Source organism: Marinobacter salarius (assembly GCF_032922745.1).
In the GTDB taxonomy this organism is placed as follows: Bacteria; Pseudomonadota; Gammaproteobacteria; order Pseudomonadales; family Oleiphilaceae; genus Marinobacter.
Genome location: NZ_CP136693.1, coordinates 4,348,400 through 4,370,519, shown reverse-complemented (window position 1 = coordinate 4,370,519; position 22,120 = coordinate 4,348,400). Strand labels below are relative to the sequence as shown.

Genomic DNA, 22,120 nt, shown 5'->3' with positions numbered 1-22,120 from the left:
AGCAGTGAACAGGCCAGTCAGGAGATGCTGTCTATCCGAGGGCTGGTAACATCTTATGGCCAGATCGAGGTGCTGCATGATGTGGATATCCACATCAATAGTGGTGAGATCGTATCGCTTGTCGGTGCTAATGGTGCCGGCAAATCAACCCTCCTGATGACTATCTCCGGGCTGCAGCCTACTGACCGGGGCGCTGTTTCCTTTGAAGGCAAGGACCTCGCGAAGATCGCATCGGACCAGCGGGTGGCCGCTGGCATCGTGCAGGTGCCTGAGGGCCGGCAGGTTTTCAAGGACCTCAGTGTCCATGACAACCTTCTTCTGGGGGCCTATACCCGTGGAAAGACCCCCGAGGTAATGGACGACCTGGAGCGCATGTACACCAAGTTTCCCATCCTTCGCCAGAAACGTCATAACCTGGCCGGTGAGCTTTCCGGTGGCCAACAACAGATGCTTGCCATGGGGCGCGCACTGATGGCCAAGCCAAGACTGCTGCTTCTGGACGAACCCAGCATGGGCCTTGCACCGTTGATCATCGAAGAGATTTTCAACATCGTTAAAGAGCTCAAGGAAGAGGGCATTACCATTTTCCTGGTCGAACAGAATGCGTCTCAGGCATTGGCACTGGCCGACCGTGGCTATGTATTGGAGACCGGAAAGGTGGTGATTGAGGGAACCGGCCAGGAACTGCTCAGCAACGAGAAAGTGCGTGAGGCGTACCTGGGAATGTAATGCTTTCCGGCCCTGTGAAAGCGGCCACGAAAAAGCCCCGCACGGAGGCGAGGCTTTGGCGGTTCACCCTCAGTGAATCTTTGTGGGGCCGTCAGATGAGATTGTAAAGGAACACCACCGTGATGCCAGCGGGCGTCAGATACCGGAGCACCAGCATAAAGGCCCTGTAGGCTCCACCTTGCAGGCCGATATCCACTGCCAGCCCTTGCCGCTTCATGGCCCAACCTGCGAACAGAGCAATTGTTAGTCCGCCCAAGGGCATCATCAGATTGGAGACCAGGAAGTCGAGCAGGTCAAACACCGTTTTGCCCTCAAAGAACGCGATGAAGCCCAGCGGATGTAGATCTTCCCATACGTTGAACGACAGCACTGTACCGATTCCGATAAACCAGATCGCCAGCCCGCCACCAAGTGCACTCTTTGCCCGGCTGACCCCTTTGTGTTCTTCCAGCCATTCCACCACCGGCTCCAGCATGGAGATAGCAGACGTAATGGCGGCCACCAGCAGAAGGGCGAAGAAGAGGGTGCCAAAGAGAGCTCCGCCGCTCATCTGGCCGAACGCCAGTGGCAGGGTCACGAAGATCAGGCCGGGGCCGGTTCCGGGTTCGAGACCGTTGGCAAACACCAGGGGAAAGATGGCGAGTCCGGCAAGCAGCGCCACACTGGTATCCAGAACGGCAATGGTCATCGCCGTTCTGGCAATATTGACGTCCTTTGGCAGGTACGAGCCATAGGCCATAAGCACGCCGATCCCGATACTGAGAGTAAAAGCAGCATGGCCCAGAGCGGTAAGAACGCCGGCCGTGCTCAGCTTGCTGAAATCGGGAGAGAACATGAAACTCACTGCCCGGCCGAAGCTGCCACTGTTCATGGCATAGATCACCATGACAACCAATAGCAGGAACAGTAGCGGCATCAGCATGTTTACGGCCTTTTCGAGCCCTGAGCGAATACCGCGGCCAACGATAACCACGACAATGGCCATGAATACCGAGTGCCACAACAACAGCTCCCAGGGATTTGCAAGTAGTCCGCCGAACTGACCACCTATGGTCTCGGCGTCTGCACCGGTAAACAGTCCGGAAGCGGCCTTACCAATGTAAACCAGAGCCCATCCACCAATGACGGCATAGAACGACAGCACCAGGAATGAGGCAATCACGCCGTTCCAGCCGATCACTCTCCAGCCCCGGGACGCTCCCTCGGTTTGGGTGAGGGTGCGCATGGTGGCTACGGGGCTTTGGCCACCCCGGCGGCCGATCATGGTTTCAGCGATTAATACCGGTATTCCAATGAGGAAAATGCAGGCCAGGTAGACAAGAACGAACGCGCCGCCGCCGTTCTCTCCGGTAATGTAGGGAAACTTCCAGATGTTTCCGAGGCCAACGGCTGAACCGGCGGCAGCCAGGATGAAGGCCATCCTTGAAGACCAGAGGTTGTTGGCCTGCTGGTGTGATTGGGTACTCTGACTCATTGAGGTCTCCGGGTAGTTGTTTTTGTCGGATGAACGTTGCTGGTCTGGCTGAGGGACGGATGGCTTATTGGAGGACGTCGTTCATTGCGTCTGCCACCCTTGGCAGGACTTGATCGTTCAGCCCTGCTACGTTGACGCGGCTGCTGTCGAGCAGATAGATACCATGCTCCGTTCGTAACCGGGCGACCTGTTCCGGGCTGATCCCGAGGAACGAAAACATACCTCTTTGACGGGCAATGAAACGGAAGTCTCCCACCGGGGCTAATGTGTCGGCAAAGGCATGGCGCAGGTGCAGTATGCGCTTGCACATGCCATCCAGTTCGTCCTGCCATTGGGCTCGCAAGCCGTCATCCCCCAGAATGGTTTCCACGATGGCTGCGCCATGGGCCGGTGGCATGGAGTAATGAGAGCGGATGATGCCAAGCAACTGACTCGTTGCTGCCGAGTTGACGGATGCCGTACCAGAGATCAGTGCCAGGGCTCCCGTGCGCTCGCGATAAAGACCAAAGTTCTTGGAGCAGGACGCAGCAATCATCATTTCCGGCACGGCAGCTGCCAAATGCCTCACACCTGCCGCATCAGCCTCGAGGCCTTCACCAAGACCCTGATAGGCCATGTCCACGAGTGGCAGCAGACCCTTGCGCTGAATCAGGCTGGTGACTTCTTTCCATTGCTCCAGGCTCAGGTCTGCGCCTGACGGGTTATGGCAGCAACCATGAAGTAGCACCACATCCCCCGCCTCGGCGGTTTCAAGGGTTTCCTGCATGCTGGAGAAGTCTACCTCCAGCGTTTTCGGATTGAGGTACGAATATTCGCGGATGGTCAGGCCCGCTCCCCCTAGCAGGGGAAGGTGATTGGCCCAGGTTGGAGCGCTCACCCATACGGTGGTATCCGTTTCACACAGGCGCAGAAACTCCGCCGCCATGCGAAGGGCACCACAGCCGCCCGGGGTCTGGACAACGGATATCCGGCCATCCCTGATCAGAGGGCTGTTGTCCCCCAGGATCAGCGCTGCCATGGCGTTGTTGAAGCCGGCAGACCCTGCGGGCCCGACATAGCTTTTGGTGGTCTCTCCTTCCAGCAGGCGCCGTTCGGCTTCGTACACGGCAGCCATGATGGGAGTGTTGCCGGCGTCATCCTTGTAAACACCAATACCCAGGTCCACCTTTCCCGGTCGGGTATCCTCCCGGAATTGCTGCATCAGTTGCAGGATCGGGTCCTGTGGCAGGGGATTCAGGGCTTCAAACATGATTCGCCTCCGGGTCGGCCTGCTGGGTACGGATGAGGGTAGGGCGGCCGGTGTCGAGCGCCTTGATAAGTTGGGTCTGTTTTTCACGGATGGCTTCTGCCGCGTGCTCCCGTACAGGCCCGTAGCCCCGAACGTCGGCTGGCAGTTCCGCCAGTTGCAGGAAGGTTTCGTAGTTACTGGCATCGAGCTCCCGGCCAATGCGGGCGACGAGGGTCTGATAGTCCTTCAGCATTGCTCGATCCAGCTTCCGGTCTGCCGAATAGCTGAACGGATCCACAACGGTTCCACGCAGGCCGCGGAATTTCGCCAGTAGCCGGAAGGCCCGGAACATCCAGGGGCCAAACCGGCGTTTCTTCGGGCGGCCCTGTGCATCGGTTTCCTTGTTGAGCAGTGGCGGGGCGAGGTGGAAGTGAACCTTGAAATCACCTTCGAAGGTTTCCCTGACCTCTTTCATGAAATCTGTTTCCGCATACAGTCGAGCCACTTCATACTCGTCCTTGTAAGCCATGACGCGATAAAGCTGTTGCGCCACGGCCCGGGTCAGGAGCAGGTTCGTCTGTCCCAAGGCTTCCTCGGCCTTGTGGACGTCGGTAACGCTGGCCCGGTACTGATCGGCCCAGCGCCGGTTCTGGTAGTCGACCAGATGGCCGTGACGGGTCTCGATCAGCTCATCAAGGGTCGGCTCGGACTTGACGTCCGCAACCTTCGCGCTGCCGGTGTCCAACAGGTCTGTTACTGCGCTCAGATCAACAGCCGCCACGCGGCCCCAGCCGAAGGCTTCCTTGTTGCGATCAATGGCAACACCGTTGAGCTCGATGGCTTTCATCAAGGCGGCTTCGGACAAGGGCAGCAACCCTTTCTGCCAGGCAAAACCAAGCACCATGACGTTGGAAAATACGGTGTCCCCGAACAGCTTGTCGGCGATGCCATTGGCATCAAGCTGATCAAAGTGGTCCTCGCCAACGGCATCCCGGAGCAGTCCCAGCCGCTTGTCGGCCTTCATGTCGGCATCGCGGAAGAGCACATAATCGGCGGTGGGCAGTTCCGCTTCGTTGGCGACAATCCGGGTGTGGTTTGGCCTCAGTACACTGAGGGCCTTCTGGGAGGAGGCCACCACCAGATCGCAGGCAATAACCGCATCGGCCTGACCATTGCTGATCCGAACCTGATGTAGCTTGTCGGGGGATGGCGCCAGGCGCACGTAGCTCAGTACCGCACCGCCCTTCTGGGCAAAACCCATGAAATCCAGTACCGAGGCGCCCCGGGATTCCAGGTGTGCAGCCATGGTGATCAGTTGTCCCACGGTGACGACGCCCGTACCACCAACACCGCCAACGAGAAGGTCGTAAGAGCCGGTCATTTCCGGCAAGGCTGGCTTTGGGGTAGCTGCCAGCTTGGTGGTTAACACCAGGCCGGTGTCCATGCCTCGGGACTTGCGCAGTTGCCCGCCTTCAATGGTGACAAAGCTGGGGCAAAAGCCATTGACGCATGAGAAGTCCTTGTTGCAGGAGGACTGGTCAATCTTGCGCTTTCGACCCAGTTCGGTTTTACGTGGCACAACCGACAGGCAGTTGGACTGTACCGAGCAATCGCCACACCCCTCACAAACGTGGTGGTTGATAAACGCCCGCTTTGCCGGGTCCGGGAACTGCTTGCGCTTGCGACGCCGGCGCTTTTCGGCGGCACAGGTCTGATCGTAGATCAGCACGGTACAGCCTGGAATATCTCTCAGTTCCCGTTGGACCTCATCCAGTTCGGAGCGGTCGTGGAAAGTGACGTCGTTCGGAAACTGGTTCTCATGCCCTTCGTACTTTTCGGGTTCATCGCTGAGCACCACGACCCGGCGAACGCCTTCGGATGCGACCTGCTGGGCAATCATGGGAACGGTGATCTGGCCATCGACCGGCTGGCCGCCAGTCATGGCGACAGCGTCATTGAACAGGATTTTGTAGGTAATGTTGATTCCGGCTGCTACTGCCTGGCGGATAGCCATGGAGCCCGAATGGAAATAAGTGCCCTCGCCAAGGTTCTGAAACACATGGGGATTGCCGGTGTAACGGCTCTTGCCGATCAAGTTGACCCCCTCGCCGCCCATTTGGATCAGCGACTCTGTGTTCCGGCCCATCCACGACGCCATGAAGTGGCAACCAATGCCGGCCAGCGCCTTGCTGCCCTCGGGGACGTGCGTGGACGTATTGTGAGGGCAGCCGGAGCAGAAATAAGGCATCCGCTTTACCCCACCCGGGTCCTGGGCGTTGGACATGGTACTGATCTCAGCCATGCGTTCGCTGAAGTCGACTGAGAAGAACCGGCCAAGCCTGGCGGCCAGGAAGCTGGCAACCAGTTTCGGGCTCAGCTCACCGACGTAGGGAATCAGCGGGCGCCCCAGTTCATCCTGCTTGCCGGTAATCAGTACCTCGCCAGGGCGATCCGGCTCGGACATGTACTCTTTGATCTGGCTTTCGATGATGCCCCGCTTCTCTTCGATGACCAGGACTTCTTCCTTGTCATGAACGAAGTCGAGAATGCCGCGGCGCTCCAGAGGCCACACCATGCCGATTTTATAGATATCCAGCCCCAGGTCCCGGGCTTTGTCTTCATCAATCCCGAGGAGATCGAGAGCCTCTAGCAGGTCCAGGTGGCCCTTGCCAGTGGTCACAATGCCGAAACGGGCTTGTTGATTGTTGTACAGGCAACGGTCAATCGGGTTTGCTCGTGCAAAAGCTTGCACGGCCGCCAGTTTGTGTTCGATCCGGGTTTCCAGCTGCGGGCCAGGCAGGTCCGGCCAGCGATAGTGAAGACCGCTTTCGGGCGCCGTGAAGTCATCGGGGGTTACAAACTCCGGTTCAGGTGGCAGGTCTACGGAGGCCGCGCTTTCAACCGTCTCGGAGATCGCCTTGAACCCCACCCAGCAGCCACTGTAACGGGACAAAGCGTAGCCCCATAGGCCAAATTCCAGATACTCGGCGATGTTAGCCGGGTTGATGGTGGGCATGAAAAAACTCATGAACGCCACGTCTGATTGGTGGGGCATGGAGGATGACACGCAGCCATGGTCATCACCTGCGACTACCAGAACACCGCCATGGGGAGACGAGCCGTAGGTGGTACCGTGCTTCAGTGCATCGCCTGCGCGATCCACGCCAGGCCCCTTGCCGTACCAAAGACCGAACACACCATCTACCTGTCGGTCATCATCGGTTTCCACCTGCTGGGTGCCGAGCATGATGGTGGCGGCCAGATCTTCGTTGATAGCCGGGACGAAGTCGATGCGGTTGTCATCGAGCAGGGTTTGGGCCTGCCAGAGCGCCTGGTCATACGCGCCGAGGGGGGAGCCGCGGTAACCACTGACCAACCCCGCCGTATTCAATCCCTGTTTACGATCCAGAGCTGCCTGCATCAGGGGTATGCGGACTAAAGCCTGTGTTCCAGTCAGGAAAACCCGACCTGACTCCCGCAGGTAGCGGTCTTCGAGTTTGTACTGGTCAAGCTGAGGGGAATCGGCGGACATGGAGTCCTCCTGTTTGTCGATATTATGACCAAAATTCTAGAGGGAAGTTCGCAAAAGGTGCTTGCGAATTAGCTAGTGGTTTGGAGGGTTTGCGAAAGATTGTTTTGTTGAACACAATGTTTAGAAAGAATGTTGCATAAAAATAAGGTGTTACTAAATGAAACAGGTTGATCTCGACAAGCTGGACCAGAGAATCCTGTCGATGCTCCAGCAGGACGGTCGTATCAGTAACCAGCTATTGGCGGAACAGGTGGGGTTGTCGCCGGCCGCGTGCTGGCGGCGGGTTCGGACTCTGGAGGAAAGTGGCGTGATCCTGGGATACAGTGCCAGACTGGATCCTGAGCGCGTCGGACAGGGGCTTTGCGTGCTGGTAAATCTCTCCTTGCAGAGGCACAACCTCGACAGCACGGCAGAGATCGAGCAGCAGGTTAGCAGCTACCCGGAGGTGCTTCAGTGCTTTGCCGTAACGGGGAGTGCCGACTTTGTCCTGCGGGTCGTGGTGCGAGATATGGCCAGTTACGATCGATTCCTGAACAGCAAGATCTTTACCTTGCAGGGCATTGCCCAGGTACATTCAAACTTCGCATTGCGGGAGATCAAGAACACCGAGACCATCCCCGTGGATGGTCTGGTGTGAGGTTACTGAGGCGGAACCCGGGCACGCGCCTGAAGGGGCGGGAGAAAGCCCGGGAGCCCGAGGTTACTCGGGCTTTTTTGCAACCAGTGTCAGAATATCGTAGCTCGCAACCAATTCGTCGTTCTGGTTGTGAACCTGCACATCCCAGACCACCACACCCTGAGGGTGTCCGTCTGGCGATGTCCGACCCTGATCAATCTTGCGCTTGCAGGTTAGCCGCGCCCTGATCGTATCGCCAGGGGCTACGGGTTCGATAAAACGCAGGGTGTCCAGGCCGTAATTCGCCAGAACCGGGCCCTCTCCCGGAGACACGAACAGGCCAGCCGCAGCGGACAGTACGAAGTAGCCGTGGGCAATGCGCTTGCCGAACTGGGACTCCCGCGCTGCAAGCTCATCGAAGTGCATATAGAAATGGTCGCCGGAGAGGCAGCCGAAGTTGACGATGTCCGCTTCGGTAACGGTACGGCGATGAGTCAGCAAGGACTCGTTGATCTGGAGATCCTCAAAGTGGCGGCGGAACGGATGAACCTCAGTTTCGATAACATCCGCCCCTCGCACATACTCGCGGGTTACCGCTGCCAGCATACTGGGGGAGCCCTGGATCGCCGTGCGCTGCAGATAGTGGTGTACCGCGCGAATGCCACCCAGTTCTTCACCTCCGCCGGCGCGGCCAGGACCGCCATGCTTGAGCATGGGCAGGGGAGAGCCATGGCCCGTAGATTCTTTCGCCGCTTCTGCATCCAGCAGGTGTAGCCGGCCGTGGAAGGCGGCAAGCAGTGGCGCGACTTTGCCGGCAATAGCGGGATCGCGGGTGGTCAAAGTGGTGACCAGGGATCCGCGGCCTTTCGAACACAGGTCGACAGCATCCTCAAGGGAGTCGTAAGGAACCACGGTAGCGACCGGGCCGAACGCTTCAATATCATGGGCTCCGCATCCGTTTTCCGGGTTTCGGCACAGCAGCAGGTGAGGCTCAATGAAGGCGCCGTTTTCGGTACCATCGCCGGTGGGCTTGAAGTTGCCCTCGCCGCCGACCACCAATTCACTGGTTTTGAGGAGCTCCTGGATATTGGCTTTTACATCTTCCATCTGGTCAACGGAGGCGAGCGCCCCCATCCGCACGCCTTCCACGGAAGGATCGCCAACGGTGACTTTTGACAGCCGCTCTTTCAGCTTGTCGCAGACAGCGTCGACCTGATCTCTGGGCACCAGAACTCGACGGATCGCGGTACATTTCTGACCGGCTTTGGCGGTCATCTCGCGGCCGACTTCTTTGACAAAAATGTCGAATTCTTCGTGCTCGGGGGTCACGTCCGGCGCGAGGATCGCGCTGTTCAGTGAATCGGCTTCCGCGTTAAACGGAATCGAGCGGTTAATGATGTTCGGGTGGTTTCGAAGCTTGCGTGCAGTGGCGGCGGATCCGGTGAAGGTGACCACGTCCTGTTCTTCGAGGTGCTCGAACAAGTCGCCGGTGCTGCCGATGATCAGTTGCAGGCTTCCCTCAGGCAGGGCACCGGATTCCTGCATCAGGCGAACCGCCAGTTCGGTCACGTAGCAGGTGGACGTCGCCGGTTTTACGATGGAGGGCATGCCCGCCAGGAAGGTGGGCGCGAATTTTTCCAGCATGCCCCACACCGGGAAGTTGTAGGCATCAATGTGAACAGCCACGCCGCCCCGGGGGACCAGGATGTGGGTGCCGGCAAAGTGGTTGTTCTTGCCGAGTGGTGTTACCGGGCCTTCGTGTACCACGTTGCCGGAAGGAAGCTCACGGCGCCCCATGCTGGCGTAGGAAAACAGCGTGCCGAAGCCGCCATCAATATCGATGCCGTTGTCACCCTTGGTTGAACCGGTGTGCATTGAGAGTGCGTAGAGTTCTTTTTTGTGTTCCTGAAGGTATTGAGCCATGGCCTTGAGTGCCAGAGCGCGCTCCTGGAAGTCCATGGCCATCAGGTTCTTGCCGCCAACGGTGCGACCGTATTCCACGGTTTTCTTGAAATCGAGGGTGTCGTCGTGAGTGTGCGCCACGATCTGACCGTTGATAGCGCTAGGCAGGGCCTTGGCGGCGGCGTCACCGACCCACTGGCCGGCAATGAAACTTTTCAGGACTGACATGGGGAACTCCATTCGTTTCTGAACTGCCAAGGCAAGCCCCGTTTGAGCGGAACTTGCCTTGCTCGTGTTTTGCTTGTGGTGCTTCTGGAAATTACATCTCGTCGTAATCCAGAATTACCTTGTCGCTGATCGGGTAGCACTGGCAGGAGAGCACATAGCCGGCTTCCACTTCGTAGTCTTCCAGAGCAAAGTTCTGGTCCATTTCCACTTCGCCTTCTAAAACCTTTGCGCGGCAAGTGGAGCAAACGCCGGCTTTGCAGGAGTAGGGCAGGTCCGCACCTTCTTCGTTACCGGCGTCCAGGATACTTTTGGTGTCACGAACCAGTGGGAACGTCAGAGTACGGCCATCGGCAATAACGGTGACTTCGCTCACCGACTTCGGATCTACCTGGGATGGAGCTCTGTCCTTGCGGGGTTGGGGTGTGCCACCGGCCGGCGTGAACAGCTCGAAGTGAATCCTGCTTTTGTCCATACCGTGGCGGAGCAGCGAATCCCGAACGTCTTCGGTCATTAGCTGAGGGCCGCAGATGAAGGCTGCGGTGAGCTCCTTGGCGTTTATCCAGTGATCAAACAGCGCGTCGCACTTGTCGTGGTCAATTCGCCCGTTGTACAGATCAATGTCCTGCTCTTCTCGAGTGAAGATGTAAACCAGATTCAGCCGTGCCATGAACTCATTTTTGAGATCCTGGAGCTCATCCCTGAACATGGTGCTACTCGTGGCCTTGTTGCCGTAGAACAGGGTGACCTCGCTTTTGGGCTCGGTTTCCAGAGTCGTTTTGACGATCGACAGTATCGGGGTAATGCCGCTGCCAGCAGCTACCGCCAGGTAGTTGCCTTCCCGCTCGGGATCCAGATCAATGGAGAAATGGCCCTGGGGAGGCATGACTTCCAGTGTTTCTCCGGGTTTCAGCTGCTCATTGGCAAACGTGGAGAAACGGCCGCCCGGAACCTGTTTGACCGCAATGCGAAGTTCCTGGTCGTTAACACTGCGGCAGATTGAATAGGAGCGTCGCACTTCCTCTCCATCCAGCTGCGTTCTGACAATCAGGTGCTGGCCCTGTTTGTAGTTGAACGTGTCTGCCAGATCCTTAGGCAGATCAAAAGCAAGTGATACGGCGTTTCTTGTTTCAGGTCTGACCTCTTTGAGGGTCAGTGAGTAAAATTTATTCATGATCGTATCGGCTCTAGATGCATTTGAAATAGTCGAAGGGCTCAAGGCATTCCGTGCAGCGATAAAGGGCTTTGCAGGCGGTTGATCCAAACTCACTGAGCTGTTCCGTATCCGTGCTGCCACAGTGAGGGCAGGCAATAATGTCCGGCTCTCCCAGCAGACTCAGTTTGCTGGAGCTGCCTTCGGGTGGAGCGATTCCGAACGCCCGAAGCTTTTCTTTGCCTTCGGCTGTGATCCAGTCGGTGGTCCAGGCCGGGGTCAGCACCTGGTTGATTTTCGGGGCCCGGAAGCCTGCGGCACGCATGGCTTCGATGATCAGCTCTTCAATCAACTCGGTAGCCGGGCAGCCGGAGTAGGTTGGCGTGACATCAATGGACAGTTCTTTGCCATCCCACCTCACGGCACGGACAATCCCGAGCTCCACGACGCTTACCGCCGGCACCTCAGGATCCTTGACCTCTTCGAGAAGTGCCCATATGTCATTCTCGGTCAGCAGATCGGGGCGGGAATTTGCCGGTACCCGATCGCTGGCAATCAGAATGTCGACGGCTGACCGGTTGCCTGAGTTACCAGGTTGTGGCATCGGGATAGGCCCTTTGCAGGAACTGCATTTCTGCCAGAATAAAGCCAAGGTGCTCGGTGTGCTCGCCGTGCTTGCCGCCCATGTACATCCAGGCGTCATCGGCACCCGGTGTCAGGGTCGCTTGGGTAAGCACTTCGTTGACCATTTCGCGCCAGTTTTTGGCGAGCTGGTCTGGCTCTGGGCCAATGCCCGCCTTGGCCATGACGTGATCTGTATCGTCCGGGGTAATCAGTTCGCCCGTGAAACGCCAGAGGATATCCACGGCGTCCTGCATACGGCGATGGCTTTCCTCGGTACCATCTCCCAGACGTTTGATCCACTCCGAAGACCGGCGCAGGTGATAGGTGGCTTCTTTCAATGCCTTCGCAGCAACACCGGCAACGCGTTCATCGCTGGATTCGACCAAGCTCTTGAGCGTCAAGTAATGCCATGCGTCAAAGAAGAACTGACGACCCATGGTGACTGCATAATCTTCATTAGGCTGCTCGGTCAGCAGCAGATTACGGTAATTATGGGCATCGCGGCGGAACGCCAGTTTGTCGGCATCGTTACCATCGTCAATCAACTCTGCGGCGTATTCGTACCAGTTGCGGGCCTGACCAACGAGGTCAAGGGCAACGTTCATCAGCGCCAGTTCTTCTTCCAGCGCCGGGGCCTTGCCACACAGCTCACACAATCGCTGGCCCAGGATCATGTCGGAATCTGCCAGGCGCAACAGGTATTCCTGTAATGCTTCTGCTTGTGTCATTGGAACAGCTCCTTACATGTGTCCGACTTCATCGGGCAGCTCGTAAAAAGAAGCGTGCCGGTAAATCTTGTCTTCCGCCGGGTCGAAAAGTACTTCTTTCTCGTCGGATGCGGAGGCTGTGATGGTGTCCGAGGGTACAACCCAGATGCTCACGCCTTCGCTGCGGCGTGTGTAGAGCTCGCGGGCGTTTTCCATAGCCATCTCGTCGTCAGAGGCATGAACGCTGCCCACGTGCTTGTGGTTCAGGCCGTGCTTCGACCGTACAAAAACTTCATAAAGGCGCCATTCAGACATGTGTATTCCTCCGGTATCAAGCGGCTTGTGTGCGCTGTTTTTGTTTTTTGGCATAGGCGACGGCCGCTTCACGAACCCATCTGCCCTCGTCAATTGCTTTTTTGCGTGTGTTGATGCGCTCGCGGTTGCAAGGGCCGTTGCCCTTGAGAACGTCGTAGAATTCCTGCCAGTTGATCTCGCCAAAATCGTAATGGCCGGTCTCTTCGTTCCACTTCAGGTCCGGATCCGGCGCGGTGCACCCGAGGAACTCGAGCTGGGGAACGGTCTGGTCAATGAACATCTGGCGGAGTTCGTCGTTGCCCTTGCGCTTGATCTTCCAGGCCAGGGATTGCTGTGAGTTCGGGGACTCATCGTCGTGCGGGCCGAACATCATCAGAGACGGCCACCACAGGCGGTTAATCGCGTCCTGCACCATGGCCTTCTGTTCGTCTGTACCTTCACGCATCAGGTCCAACAGAATCTGATAGCCCTGGCGCTGGTGGAAGCTCTCTTCTTTACAGATGCGGACCATGGCGCGCGAGTAGGGGCCGTAGGATGTGCGCTGAAGCACCACCTGATTGACGATGGCAGCGCCATCAACCAGCCAGCCAACGGCACCCATGTCAGCCCAGTTCAGGGTTGGGTAGTTAAAGATGCTGGAGTATTTGGCCTTCCCTTGGTGCAGCTTTTCGATCTCTTCATCTCGATCAGCACCGAGGGTTTCCATAGCGCTGTATAGGTACAGCCCATGCCCTGCCTCGTCCTGGATCTTGGCCATCAGTTGGAGCTTGCGTTTAAGGGTGGGCGCGCGGGTAACCCAGTTGCCTTCCGGGAGCATGCCAACGACTTCAGAGTGGGCGTGCTGGGAGATCTGGCGAACCAGGGTTTTGCGATAGCCTTCAGGCATCCAGTTCTTGGCTTCGATCTTGATTTCAGCGTCGACCTTTTCCTGAAATTCGCGCTCCTGGGGCGACATCTCTTCTTTCGTTTTAAGGCGTTTGCTGCCAGTTTCAACGAGCTGGGCGTACATATCTTACCTCCGAATCGGGCTTGTCGTTCTGCTGCTTCCGGGCGTATGAGGCCCGTCGGTCGTTTCAGAGCGTTACCCTTATAGTATATGACACTGAATAAAAATCAAGAATCATCTTTGTGTGTCATGTTTTGTTTTTTGTTAAGCGTTATTTAATCTAACTGACTGTTATAAATATAAAATTTTAAAACTAAGGTGATTTTTAAAATCACCAGAAATAATAAAAACAAAAAATATAAGAAATCAGTTAGCCGTGAAGAGCGTGATCGGGCCGCGACCCGGTCACGCTCTGGTGCGAAAGGAACTTACGGATTGCGACGGTCGAAAACCCGTTTGGCCTTGCCTTCGGAGCGCGCAATGCTGTTTGCCTCAACCACGTGGATGCGGGTGCTGATACCGATGTACGACTTGATGTGATGGGCCAGCTCTTTGGCTGCCGCAGCGCGGATCTCTGAACTGTCAGAAGTGCCGGGTTTCAATTCCGTACGTATGTCGACGCAGTCCAGGTTGCCCTCTTTGTAGACCTCGATTTCATAGTGTGGTGCTAATGCGCTGCACTTCAGAACCTGCTCTTCGATCTGGCTCGGGAACACGTTTACGCCACGGATGATCAGCATGTCATCGCTGCGGCCGGTGATCTTGTCGATACGGCGCATTGGGCGTGCAGTCCCTGGCAGCAGGCGGGTCAGGTCACGGGTGCGGTAACGCATGATTGGTAGCGCCACCTTGGTCAAGGACGTAAACACAAGTTCGCCATACTCACCGTCAGGCAGAACGTCTCCGGTCGCCGGGTCGATGATTTCGGGATAGAAGTGGTCCTCCCAGATGGTGGGGCCATCTTTGGTTTCCAGGCACTCCATCCCCACACCCGGACCCATCACTTCGGACAAACCGTAAATATCCAGCGCCTGAATGCCCAGGCGTTCCTCAATTTCGGTACGCATGGCGTTTGTCCAGGGCTCTGCGCCGAAAATGCCCAGGCGCAAACGTAGCTTGTGAGGGTCAATGCCTTGCCGCTCCATTTCGTCGGCGATGTTGAGTATGTAGGACGGCGTCACCATGATGATGTCAGGCTGGAAATCGGTGATCAGCTGAACCTGTTTCTCCGTCTGCCCTCCAGACATGGGGATGACGGTACAGCCCAGGCGTTCGGCACCGTAATGGGCTCCCAGACCACCCGTGAACAGGCCGTAACCGTAGGCAACGTGTACTTTGTCGCCGCGGGAGCCACCACCGGCTCGAATGCAGCGGGCAACAATATCGGCCCAGGTGTCGATATCGCTCTGGGTGTAGCCGACCACTGTGGGCTTACCCGTTGTGCCGCTGGAGGCATGAACGCGAACGACTTCATCCATTGGGGTGGCGAACATGCCAAATGGGTAATTGTCCCGAAGATCTGACTTGTTGGTGAACGGAATTTTCGCCAGATCGTCCAGCGATTTGATGTCCATTGGTTTGAGGCCGATCTCATCAAATGCTTTGCGATAGAAGGGGACATTGGTATAGGCATGAGCCACGCTCCAGCGCAGGCGCTGGAGTTGTTCGTGGCGAAGCTCGTCAATGCTGGCGGTCTCCATTCGGTCTAGGTTGCCGAGTTTTTGTGATGGTAGGTTCATAGGTTCGTCCTGCGCTTATTGTGCTTAACGTTTGTACTTAGCGGGCGCTGCACCTGATCGTTCAGGCAACGTTCTCCACCCTCTCAATGATCAAAGCGATGCCCTGCCCAACGCCGATGCACATGGTGCAAAGGGCATAACGGGCCTTCAGCCCCTGCTTGTGGCGGCGTTCGAGTTCGTTCACGGCGGTCGTGACCAGGCGCGCGCCACTCATTCCAAGGGGGTGTCCCAGGGCGATGGCCCCGCCATTCGGGTTGACGTGTTCAGCGTCGTCGGGCAAACCGAGATCGCGAGTGACGGCAAGTGCCTGAGCGGCAAAGGCCTCGTTCAATTCGATGACGTCCATGTCCGCCAGCTCCAGTCCGGCCGTCTTCAGTACCTTTCGGGTAGCCGGAGCGGGGCCGAAGCCCATAATGCGTGGCTCAACCCCCACTGTTGCCATGGCAACGACGCGGGCCCGTGGTTTCAGGGTGTACTGCTTTATGGCATCGGCATTGGCGAGTAAGAGTGCGCACGCACCATCGTTGACGCCAGAGGCGTTGCCTGCTGTCACGGAGCCGTTTTCACGGAAGGGGGTCGGCAGTGATGCCAGCTTCTCTACGCTGGTTTCCCGGGGGTGTTCATCGGTGTCAACCACCAGCGGGTCCTGCTTGCGGCGTGGAACGCTGACCGGCGTGATCTCGCTTGCGAGTCGGCCGGCGGACTGGGCTTCAGCTGTCCGCTGTTGGCTTCGCGCGGCGAACGCATCCTGATCTTCCCGGGAAATACCAAACTGCTCTGCAACGTTCTCGGCGGTTTCAGGCATGGAGTCGATACCGTACTGTTTCTTCAGTACTGGATTGACGAAGCGCCAGCCAATCGTGGTATCGAAAATTTCCGCTTTCCGACTGAAAGGGCTTTCAGATTTGCCCATAACAAACGGTGCGCGGGACATGGATTCGACGCCGCCTGCCAGCATCAGACTGGCTTCGCCAGTGCGGATTGCCCGTGCTGCGCTTCCGATTGCGTCCATGCCTGACCCGCAGAGGCGATTAATTGTGCTGCCGGGAACGTCGATGGGAATGCCGGCTAACAACAGCGACATCCGGGCAACGTCGCGGTTGTCTTCCCCAGCCTGGTTAGCGCAGCCATAAAGAACGTCATCAATCTTCGACCAATCCACGCTCGGGTTCCGTTCCATCATGGCTTTCATCGGGATGGCCCCGAGGTCGTCGGCCCGAACGGATGCCAGGGCGCCACCGTAACGGCCGATAGGGGTGCGTATGGCGTCAACGATGTAGGCGTCTTGCAAGAGATTGCTAGTGGTCATGACTGTGGCTCCTAATTAATGACAGTGCCGCGGACCTGGTAGGACTTTCCGCGGAAGAGGGCAACGGTGCGGCCATCCTGATTGGTTAAAGTAATGTCGTAGACGCCGGTTCGCCCACCACGGGATTGCTCCTCAGCGGTGGCGGTCAGTACGTCGCCAGCCTTGGCGCCATACATATAGTCGATGCTGCATCCGGAGGCGACGGTTGCTTTGTCGTAGGTATTGCAGCTAAAGGCGAAGGCCGAGTCGGCGAGGGTAAACAGGTAGCCCCCATGGCATGAGCCATGCCCCTGGATCATGTCTTCGGTGACGGCCATGCTCAGTACCGCCCGGCCCGGAGCGATAGACTCGATTTTCATGCCAAGTTTCTGACTCGCCCGGTCACGGGCAAACATGGCCTTGGCGCAATTTTCGGCCAGTTCTTGTGGGGTGTTTTCGCTCATTTGTAAAATCCCTTCCCGGCGTGATGGTTTTTCCGGAGTAGCAGTGCTGGCCGGTAGCGGTCCTCGCCATAGCTGTTCTGAATGTTGGTAAGAACCTGGAACACCCGGCCATTGCCCAGTCGATCGCTCCAGCTCAGCGGACCTTCCGGGTAGTTCAGACCTGCTTTCATGGCCAGGTCAATGTCCTCTTTCGTTGCAACGCCATGCAGCTCAGCATCGGCTGCCTCGTTTGCCAGCGTGGCCACCGTGCGCATGATCACCAGGCCAGGGCGGTCTTTCACGGCGCTTACGGCGATATTCGTTTTCTGAAGCAGGGCCACGGCATCGTGACGTGACTGTTCTGAGGCCTGATCTGCGAAACAAATGGCCAGCCTTGCCGCTTTTCCGAAGTCGAATGCCAGGTCAAATAACGCAAGATCGGCTGTGCCTTCGACCTGGGCGCGCTCGGTTGCCATCCGGCCGTCGGTGAGTGCCAACACGGCATCTCCGAATCGAAGCTGCCCAGGGCCATCACGCTCGACTATGTCGAGGCCGGCGTCGCGGAAGCGGTTAATCAGTGCGGAAGCCGGCCCCAGATCGCCTTTAACGATCAGTGTTGTGTCGTCACTCAGTCGGGAAGGTTCGGTGTCTGGTTCCGGGCGTTTGCTTCCTTCGGTATAGCTATAGAAGCCATGCCCGCTCTTGCGGCCCAGGCGGCCGGCCTCCACCAGTTCCTTCTGGATCAGGGAGGGGAGAAAACGGGCGTCCTGGTAGTAGGCGTTGAAGACCGAATTGGTTACCGCGTAGTTGACGTCATGGCCGATCAGGTCGGTTAACTCAAACGGGCCCATCCGGAAGTTTCCTGCCTCCCGGACAATGGCGTCCAGAGTTGCCGGGTCGGCAGCGCCTTCCTGGAGCAATCGAAGGCTTTCGGCATAAAACGGTCGTGCTACGCGGTTAACAATGAATCCGGGTGTCGAGGTGGCGAATACGGGTTTCTTGCCCCAGTTGGTCGCGGTAGCGTGGACAATCTCCGCTACTGAATGATCCGTAGCCAGGCCTTTGACGACTTCCACCAGCGCCATCAACGGGGCCGGGTTAAAGAAGTGCATGCCGACCAGCCGCTCGGGATGGCGGAGTTTGGCGCCAAGGGCGGTCACCGAGATCGACGAGGTGTTGGTGGCGAGAATGGTTTTTTTGCCGCACAGTTCTTCGAGGTCTGCCAGCAGCGAGTGCTTGATCTCGAGATCTTCAATAATAGCCTCAATGACCATTCTGCTGTCGGCGACTTCCGAAAGGGCGCTGACGGGATGAATGCGACCGACAATGGCGTCGACGGCTTGTTGTTCCATCTTGCCTTTGTCCACCCGACGCTGAAGTTGTTTTGCGACGCCATCCCGGCCTGCGCTGGCGGCGCCATCGCGTTGGTCGTGAAGATAGACCTTGTGACCTGCCTGGGCGGCCACCTGGGCGATGCCGGAACCCATGGCACCGGCGCCGATGACGGCAATCGTGGTCTGGGTATCAAGTGCCTGCATGGATTACTTCCCCTTGAAGGCCGGCGTGCGTTTTTCCATAAAAGCGGCAACACCTTCACGGTAATCCTCGGAACGGCCGGCCATGCGCTGGAGGTCCCGCTCGAGATTGAGCTGCTCTTCAAAGGTGTTGCTGGAGCTGGCGTGCAAGGCCCGTTTGATAAGGGCAAGGCCTTTCGTGGGCTGAGTGGCAAAGTGCCGCGCCAGTTTCATGGTCTCTTCCATCAGCGTTTCGTTATCAACGCAGCGCCAGATCATGCCCCAGTTTTCGGCCTGCTCAGCACTGATTTTGTCGCCAAGCAAAGCCATGCCTTTGGCGCGAGCCATCCCGGCAACCCGAGGCAGGGTCCAGGTACCACCGGAATCGGGCACCAGTCCCAGTTTGCAGAAGGCTTGGACAAAGCTCGCTGAACGCGCGGCCAGGGTGATGTCGCAGGCCAGCGCAATGTTGGCACCAGCGCCGGCGGCAACACCGTTCACGGCACAGAGGACCGGCATCGGCAGATCTCTCAGGTTTCGCATCATGGGGTTGTAGTACTTTTCCAGGGATTCGCCCAGGTCAGGGGCGTCCTGGTCTGGCGCAACACTACGATCAGACAGGTCCTGGCCGGCGCAGAAGCCCCGGCCAGCGCCGGTAATAACCAGGACACGAACAGAGCTGTCTTTGCGGACCTGGCTGATGGCATCTCGCATCCGCTCGTGCATATCAACATTGAAGCTGTTCAGGTTGTCTGGACGGTTAAGGGTAAGCTGGGCCACACCCTGATCGATTTCCAGAAGAATGCTCGGCTGAGTCATGGCGGTGTCCTATAGGTGGAGTGATGGGTGGTTATCGATAAAGATTCTTTGCCCTGTTTTTGTCTGGACGAAACGAGCAGGCCAATACCCTGAGTCGCGATAATGTGACGCTCTAATGGCACGATGGCTAATTTCTAAATCAGTATATCTATTAATTGATACCGGTCAAGGTTTTGTGAATGCACATTGTGTATCACATTATGATTGCTGCGCGCTATCGGTATAATATACTGAAAATAAACAATATTATTGGGTTTTCAATGTTTATTTCGTGAGGATTTGCGGATATTTTGCCGAATTTTTATCTATATTTCTTCGGTATAATGTCGGAAAATGGTTGGTGAATTTAAGAAAGTGAATCAGAAATTTTGACGAACTTTGAGCTTCTGAGAGAGGAGAGATGCATGCCGAGTTACAGCATTGAAGGCGTTCAACCTGTCGTTCATCCATCTGCATACGTACACCCAACCGCGATATTGATCGGAGATGTGTGGATCGGACCCGATTGCTACGTGGGGCCGGCCGCTTCCTTGCGTGGTGATTTCGGCCGGGTTGTGCTCAAGGAGGGTTCGAATATCCAGGACAATTGCGTCATGCATGCGTTTCCTGGCATGGACACCGTGATTGAGAAGAGTGGCCATGTTGGACACGGCGCGATTCTCCACGGCTGCACTGTTGGGGAGGATGCAATGATTGGTATGAATGCGGTGGTCATGGATGAAGCAGTGATTGCTCCCCGCTCCATCGTTGGCGCCTGCGCTCTAGTTAAGGCAGGTTTTCAGTGTGAGCCAGCCTCTTTGGTTGTTGGGGCACCAGCCCGGGTTATTCGGACGTTAAGTGACAGTGAGGTGGCTTGGAAAGCCAAGGGCACGGAGGAATACAGACGGCTGACTATGCGATGTCATGCAAGCCTTCAGGAGTGTCGGCCGTTAACAGAGGCGGACAGTGACCGACCCAGGGTTGATGCTGGCGATTTCCAGCCCAAGCACCAGTCTTGATGTCGTCATGGTTGGGGAGTCAGCGCAACGATTGGCGGCCTTAGGCCGCCATTTCAGACTTGCAGGCATCAATAATGATGCGTGCAAAATCGTCAGGAGAATCTTCCTGTAGGAAATGCCCGCCGCGCAACGTGATGTGTGGCTGGCCATGGGCGCCGGGGATGCGGCGTTGCATGTATCGGTCTCCACCCCGGGTAATAGGGTCGCCGCTACTGAAGCAGGTAATAAACGGCTTTTTCCAGGTTTCCAGAATGCGCCAGGCTGCCTTGTTGGCATCGCTTGAGGGGTCTTCGGCGGAAACGGGAACCAGTTTCGGGAATGCACGGGCACCCGCCTTGAATTCTGCGGATGGGAATGGTGCTTCATAGGCTGCAATCTCGGCCTTGCTCAAGGCCCTTTCCGTTCCAAGCTGAACAATCCGTCCGACTGGAAACCACGGGCTGTGGGTGGCAAAGGTTTTCCACAGCGTGAATACGGCGGGCACTGGGGTGTCCCCGGTCGGCAGCATGCCGTTGCCGACAATGATCCGGCGGAAGAGCTGCGGGTGTTCGGCCGCCAATCGAAGGCCCAGGAGCGAGCCCCAGTTCTGGCAAACCAGAGTGATGTTCTTTAGGCCCTGGGCCTTAAGCCACTCGGACAGCCACGCCATGTGGCGCTCGTAACTGTAGTCGCTTACATCGGCTGGCTTGTCGGATTTACCGAACCCGATCAGGTCGGGAGCCAGTACCCGATGTCCCGCTTCTGCCACCAGTGGGATCATGTGACGATAAAGGTATGACCACGACGGCTCGCCGTGCAGCATCAGCACGGGCGATGCGTCCCTCGGGCCTTCGTCTACATAGTGCATTCTCAGGCCTGGTTCTACGTCCAGATAATGAGGGGAAAAAGGGTAATCCGGAAGACCTGCGAAGCGGGCTTCATCGGTTCTCAGAATACGCATGCCATCGACTGTCCTGACTGAGTGGTTGCGTGGCTGGTGTTACCGCAGCCTTCAGGAGTCAGGATAAATCAGATGGAAATTCTGTGTGTTTGGTTTAAGTAACAGTGCGTTGGCTGTTTGAATCAGGATGCTTTGCTGAAGAGTTCGTCTGGGTCGTCAAGCCGCGCCAATGCTGCGTCGCAGCAATTCAGGGCACCACAGTCGTCTGCCGAGCACAGGGCAAGAGTCTGGCAGTGGCCGCCATGGGACTGCATTTCTTCGTTGCGGAAAATTCGGCTACGGGACAGGGTGGAGCGACAATGTCCGCACAGTAAAGTGGGTACGGCACTGCTTTCCGAAGCGATGGCGTTGTAATGTTCTGTTTGTTGCATAAAAAAACCTCCATTAGCTCCAACGTAAGGGCGAACTGTGACAATTCAAAGTCAGTTCCGCGAGAAATAGGGCAAGAACTACGAAAGAGTGCCCGAAAGGGCTCATTTGTCAGGACGACTTCATTATCAGGACGGCTTCAATGATCCGGGTCGGCAATCGGGCGACGATTCGAGCGTTTGTCTTCCCAGTCCAGGGATTTCGGGTCGTACCATCCGATTCTGTCGAGGACCTTTTCCCGTGTGGCAGGCGATAGCGTTGGCCACAGTTCCTGAAAGTCTTCCAGGCCCTGCTCCCGTTGGCGTGCCTGTTTGCTCTGCAGGCGCCGTAGGATCTGCGGCAACTGCAGGGCTTCGCCTAGCTGGCCCGGTATCAGCACTTCCTGGCCCATCACTTTGCGGCGGTGCGTTCTGGCTGCCAGCACACGATTGAGAGCAGCGACCGCATCCAGCGCCGTTTCAATATCAAACTCTTCGTTATCCAACGTCGCGACCTGTTTAACGAATGACCAATAACCGTCCACTATAACCTGAAAGCCGCTAGACTGGCCACGATGGCGTGGTAGTCTAGGCCCATTCAGATCCGCAGCCCATCCACCGTGAGACGACTGCACACAGGT

The 22,120-nt window shown here is 57.1% G+C and carries 20 protein-coding genes; 3 read left to right on the top strand and 17 right to left on the bottom strand.

Features of this window, described 5'->3' with window-relative positions:
• The first annotated feature begins 24 nt into the window (after nucleotides 1-24).
• Nucleotides 25-729: an ABC transporter ATP-binding protein gene (locus R1T46_RS20340; RefSeq protein ID WP_075194964.1), complete on the top strand. Its 705-nt coding sequence runs from the start codon at nucleotides 25-27 to the stop codon at nucleotides 727-729.
• A 91-nt stretch (nucleotides 730-820) separates the two neighbouring features.
• Here R1T46_RS20340 and R1T46_RS20335 read toward each other — a convergent pair whose 3' ends face one another.
• The 3 genes from R1T46_RS20335 to R1T46_RS20325 all read right to left on the bottom strand — a co-directional run bounded on the left by R1T46_RS20335 (nucleotide 821) and on the right by R1T46_RS20325 (nucleotide 6,963).
• Nucleotides 821-2,203, bottom strand: coding sequence for a sodium-dependent transporter (locus tag R1T46_RS20335; protein WP_317306814.1), 1,383 nt, complete (start codon nucleotides 2,201-2,203; stop codon nucleotides 821-823).
• A 64-nt stretch (nucleotides 2,204-2,267) separates the two neighbouring features.
• Nucleotides 2,268-3,452, bottom strand: coding sequence for an amino acid aminotransferase (locus R1T46_RS20330; RefSeq protein WP_317306812.1), 1,185 nt, complete (start codon nucleotides 3,450-3,452; stop codon nucleotides 2,268-2,270).
• Nucleotides 3,445-6,963: an indolepyruvate ferredoxin oxidoreductase family protein gene (locus R1T46_RS20325; protein WP_317306810.1), complete on the bottom strand. Its 3,519-nt coding sequence runs from the start codon at nucleotides 6,961-6,963 to the stop codon at nucleotides 3,445-3,447. The genes R1T46_RS20330 and R1T46_RS20325 overlap by 8 nt, the downstream gene beginning before the upstream one ends.
• 157 nt (nucleotides 6,964-7,120) lie before the next feature.
• On the opposite strand from R1T46_RS20325, the gene R1T46_RS20320 reads away from it, so the two are divergent.
• Nucleotides 7,121-7,600: an Lrp/AsnC family transcriptional regulator gene (locus R1T46_RS20320; protein WP_317306808.1), complete on the top strand. Its 480-nt coding sequence runs from the start codon at nucleotides 7,121-7,123 to the stop codon at nucleotides 7,598-7,600.
• 63 nt (nucleotides 7,601-7,663) lie between these two features.
• On the opposite strand, the gene paaZ is transcribed toward R1T46_RS20320, so the two are convergent.
• The 11 genes from paaZ to paaG form a co-directional block, all read right to left on the bottom strand.
• Nucleotides 7,664-9,709: a phenylacetic acid degradation bifunctional protein PaaZ gene (gene paaZ, locus R1T46_RS20315; RefSeq protein WP_317306806.1), complete on the bottom strand. Its 2,046-nt coding sequence runs from the start codon at nucleotides 9,707-9,709 to the stop codon at nucleotides 7,664-7,666.
• Nucleotides 9,710-9,800: 91 nt separating this feature from the next.
• Entirely contained in the window at nucleotides 9,801-10,880 is a 1,080-nt protein-coding gene (gene paaE / locus R1T46_RS20310) for a 1,2-phenylacetyl-CoA epoxidase subunit PaaE (protein ID WP_075194921.1), read from the bottom strand.
• A 13-nt stretch (nucleotides 10,881-10,893) separates the two neighbouring features.
• On the bottom strand, nucleotides 10,894-11,463 hold the full coding sequence (gene paaD, locus R1T46_RS20305; RefSeq protein WP_317306803.1) for a 1,2-phenylacetyl-CoA epoxidase subunit PaaD: 570 nt from the start codon (nucleotides 11,461-11,463) through the stop codon (nucleotides 10,894-10,896).
• On the bottom strand, nucleotides 11,447-12,211 hold the full coding sequence (gene paaC, locus R1T46_RS20300; RefSeq protein ID WP_075194923.1) for a 1,2-phenylacetyl-CoA epoxidase subunit PaaC: 765 nt from the start codon (nucleotides 12,209-12,211) through the stop codon (nucleotides 11,447-11,449). Before paaC ends, paaD begins: the two co-directional genes overlap by 17 nt.
• Before the next feature lie 12 nt (nucleotides 12,212-12,223).
• Complete coding sequence (paaB, locus tag R1T46_RS20295; protein WP_085681551.1) at nucleotides 12,224-12,505, bottom strand: 1,2-phenylacetyl-CoA epoxidase subunit PaaB; 282 nt, start codon at nucleotides 12,503-12,505, stop codon at nucleotides 12,224-12,226.
• A gap of 16 nt (nucleotides 12,506-12,521) precedes the next feature.
• Complete coding sequence (gene paaA, locus R1T46_RS20290; protein ID WP_007155011.1) at nucleotides 12,522-13,514, bottom strand: 1,2-phenylacetyl-CoA epoxidase subunit PaaA; 993 nt, start codon at nucleotides 13,512-13,514, stop codon at nucleotides 12,522-12,524.
• A gap of 305 nt (nucleotides 13,515-13,819) precedes the next feature.
• Nucleotides 13,820-15,130 carry a phenylacetate--CoA ligase PaaK gene (gene paaK, locus R1T46_RS20285; protein ID WP_317306797.1) on the bottom strand — a complete coding sequence of 437 codons (1,311 nt, stop codon included), beginning with the start codon at nucleotides 15,128-15,130 and terminating at the stop codon, nucleotides 13,820-13,822.
• Between the two features lie 61 nt (nucleotides 15,131-15,191).
• Complete coding sequence (pcaF, locus tag R1T46_RS20280; RefSeq protein WP_407070116.1) at nucleotides 15,192-16,421, bottom strand: 3-oxoadipyl-CoA thiolase; 1,230 nt, start codon at nucleotides 16,419-16,421, stop codon at nucleotides 15,192-15,194.
• Between the two features lie 29 nt (nucleotides 16,422-16,450).
• Nucleotides 16,451-16,882: a hydroxyphenylacetyl-CoA thioesterase PaaI gene (gene paaI / locus R1T46_RS20275; protein ID WP_317306796.1), complete on the bottom strand. Its 432-nt coding sequence runs from the start codon at nucleotides 16,880-16,882 to the stop codon at nucleotides 16,451-16,453.
• The gene (gene paaH, locus R1T46_RS20270) at nucleotides 16,879-18,399 is read right to left on the bottom strand and encodes a 3-hydroxyacyl-CoA dehydrogenase PaaH (RefSeq protein ID WP_317306795.1); all 1,521 of its coding nucleotides are present in this window, start codon (nucleotides 18,397-18,399) and stop codon (nucleotides 16,879-16,881) included. Before paaH ends, paaI begins: the two co-directional genes overlap by 4 nt.
• Before the next feature lie 3 nt (nucleotides 18,400-18,402).
• Nucleotides 18,403-19,194, bottom strand: coding sequence for a 2-(1,2-epoxy-1,2-dihydrophenyl)acetyl-CoA isomerase PaaG (gene paaG, locus R1T46_RS20265; RefSeq protein ID WP_317306794.1), 792 nt, complete (start codon nucleotides 19,192-19,194; stop codon nucleotides 18,403-18,405).
• A 404-nt stretch (nucleotides 19,195-19,598) separates the two neighbouring features.
• Between paaG and R1T46_RS20260 the strand changes: the two genes are divergently transcribed.
• On the top strand, nucleotides 19,599-20,192 hold the full coding sequence (locus R1T46_RS20260; RefSeq protein WP_317306793.1) for a phenylacetic acid degradation protein PaaY: 594 nt from the start codon (nucleotides 19,599-19,601) through the stop codon (nucleotides 20,190-20,192).
• Nucleotides 20,193-20,232: 40 nt separating this feature from the next.
• On the opposite strand, the gene R1T46_RS20255 is transcribed toward R1T46_RS20260, so the two are convergent.
• The 3 genes from R1T46_RS20255 to R1T46_RS20245 form a co-directional block, all read right to left on the bottom strand.
• On the bottom strand, nucleotides 20,233-21,132 hold the full coding sequence (locus R1T46_RS20255; protein ID WP_317306792.1) for a haloalkane dehalogenase: 900 nt from the start codon (nucleotides 21,130-21,132) through the stop codon (nucleotides 20,233-20,235).
• A gap of 122 nt (nucleotides 21,133-21,254) precedes the next feature.
• Complete coding sequence (locus R1T46_RS20250) at nucleotides 21,255-21,503, bottom strand: hypothetical protein (protein ID WP_317306791.1); 249 nt, start codon at nucleotides 21,501-21,503, stop codon at nucleotides 21,255-21,257.
• A 137-nt stretch (nucleotides 21,504-21,640) separates the two neighbouring features.
• The gene (locus R1T46_RS20245) at nucleotides 21,641-21,985 is read right to left on the bottom strand and encodes a hypothetical protein (protein WP_286748494.1); all 345 of its coding nucleotides are present in this window, start codon (nucleotides 21,983-21,985) and stop codon (nucleotides 21,641-21,643) included.
• Nucleotides 21,986-22,120 lie beyond the last annotated feature (135 nt).

Excerpts from the sequence above, each read along its gene's own strand:
- R1T46_RS20340 (WP_075194964.1), top strand. The coding sequence starts at position 25 with ATGCTGTCTATCCGAGGGCTGGTAACATCTTATGGCCAGATCGAGGTG.
- R1T46_RS20335 (WP_317306814.1), bottom strand. The coding sequence starts at position 2,203 with ATGAGTCAGAGTACCCAATCACACCAGCAGGCCAACAACCTCTGGTCT.
- R1T46_RS20330 (WP_317306812.1), bottom strand. The coding sequence starts at position 3,452 with ATGTTTGAAGCCCTGAATCCCCTGCCACAGGACCCGATCCTGCAACTG.
- R1T46_RS20325 (WP_317306810.1), bottom strand. The coding sequence starts at position 6,963 with ATGTCCGCCGATTCCCCTCAGCTTGACCAGTACAAACTCGAAGACCGC.
- R1T46_RS20320 (WP_317306808.1), top strand. The coding sequence starts at position 7,121 with ATGAAACAGGTTGATCTCGACAAGCTGGACCAGAGAATCCTGTCGATG.
- paaZ (WP_317306806.1), bottom strand. The coding sequence starts at position 9,709 with ATGTCAGTCCTGAAAAGTTTCATTGCCGGCCAGTGGGTCGGTGACGCC.
- paaE (WP_075194921.1), bottom strand. The coding sequence starts at position 10,880 with ATGAATAAATTTTACTCACTGACCCTCAAAGAGGTCAGACCTGAAACA.
- paaD (WP_317306803.1), bottom strand. The coding sequence starts at position 11,463 with ATGCCACAACCTGGTAACTCAGGCAACCGGTCAGCCGTCGACATTCTG.
- paaC (WP_075194923.1), bottom strand. The coding sequence starts at position 12,211 with ATGACACAAGCAGAAGCATTACAGGAATACCTGTTGCGCCTGGCAGAT.
- paaB (WP_085681551.1), bottom strand. The coding sequence starts at position 12,505 with ATGTCTGAATGGCGCCTTTATGAAGTTTTTGTACGGTCGAAGCACGGC.
- paaA (WP_007155011.1), bottom strand. The coding sequence starts at position 13,514 with ATGTACGCCCAGCTCGTTGAAACTGGCAGCAAACGCCTTAAAACGAAA.
- paaK (WP_317306797.1), bottom strand. The coding sequence starts at position 15,130 with ATGAACCTACCATCACAAAAACTCGGCAACCTAGACCGAATGGAGACC.
- paaI (WP_317306796.1), bottom strand. The coding sequence starts at position 16,882 with ATGAGCGAAAACACCCCACAAGAACTGGCCGAAAATTGCGCCAAGGCC.
- paaH (WP_317306795.1), bottom strand. The coding sequence starts at position 18,399 with ATGCAGGCACTTGATACCCAGACCACGATTGCCGTCATCGGCGCCGGT.
- paaG (WP_317306794.1), bottom strand. The coding sequence starts at position 19,194 with ATGACTCAGCCGAGCATTCTTCTGGAAATCGATCAGGGTGTGGCCCAG.
- R1T46_RS20260 (WP_317306793.1), top strand. The coding sequence starts at position 19,599 with ATGCCGAGTTACAGCATTGAAGGCGTTCAACCTGTCGTTCATCCATCT.
- R1T46_RS20255 (WP_317306792.1), bottom strand. The coding sequence starts at position 21,132 with ATGCGTATTCTGAGAACCGATGAAGCCCGCTTCGCAGGTCTTCCGGAT.
- R1T46_RS20250 (WP_317306791.1), bottom strand. The coding sequence starts at position 21,503 with ATGCAACAAACAGAACATTACAACGCCATCGCTTCGGAAAGCAGTGCC.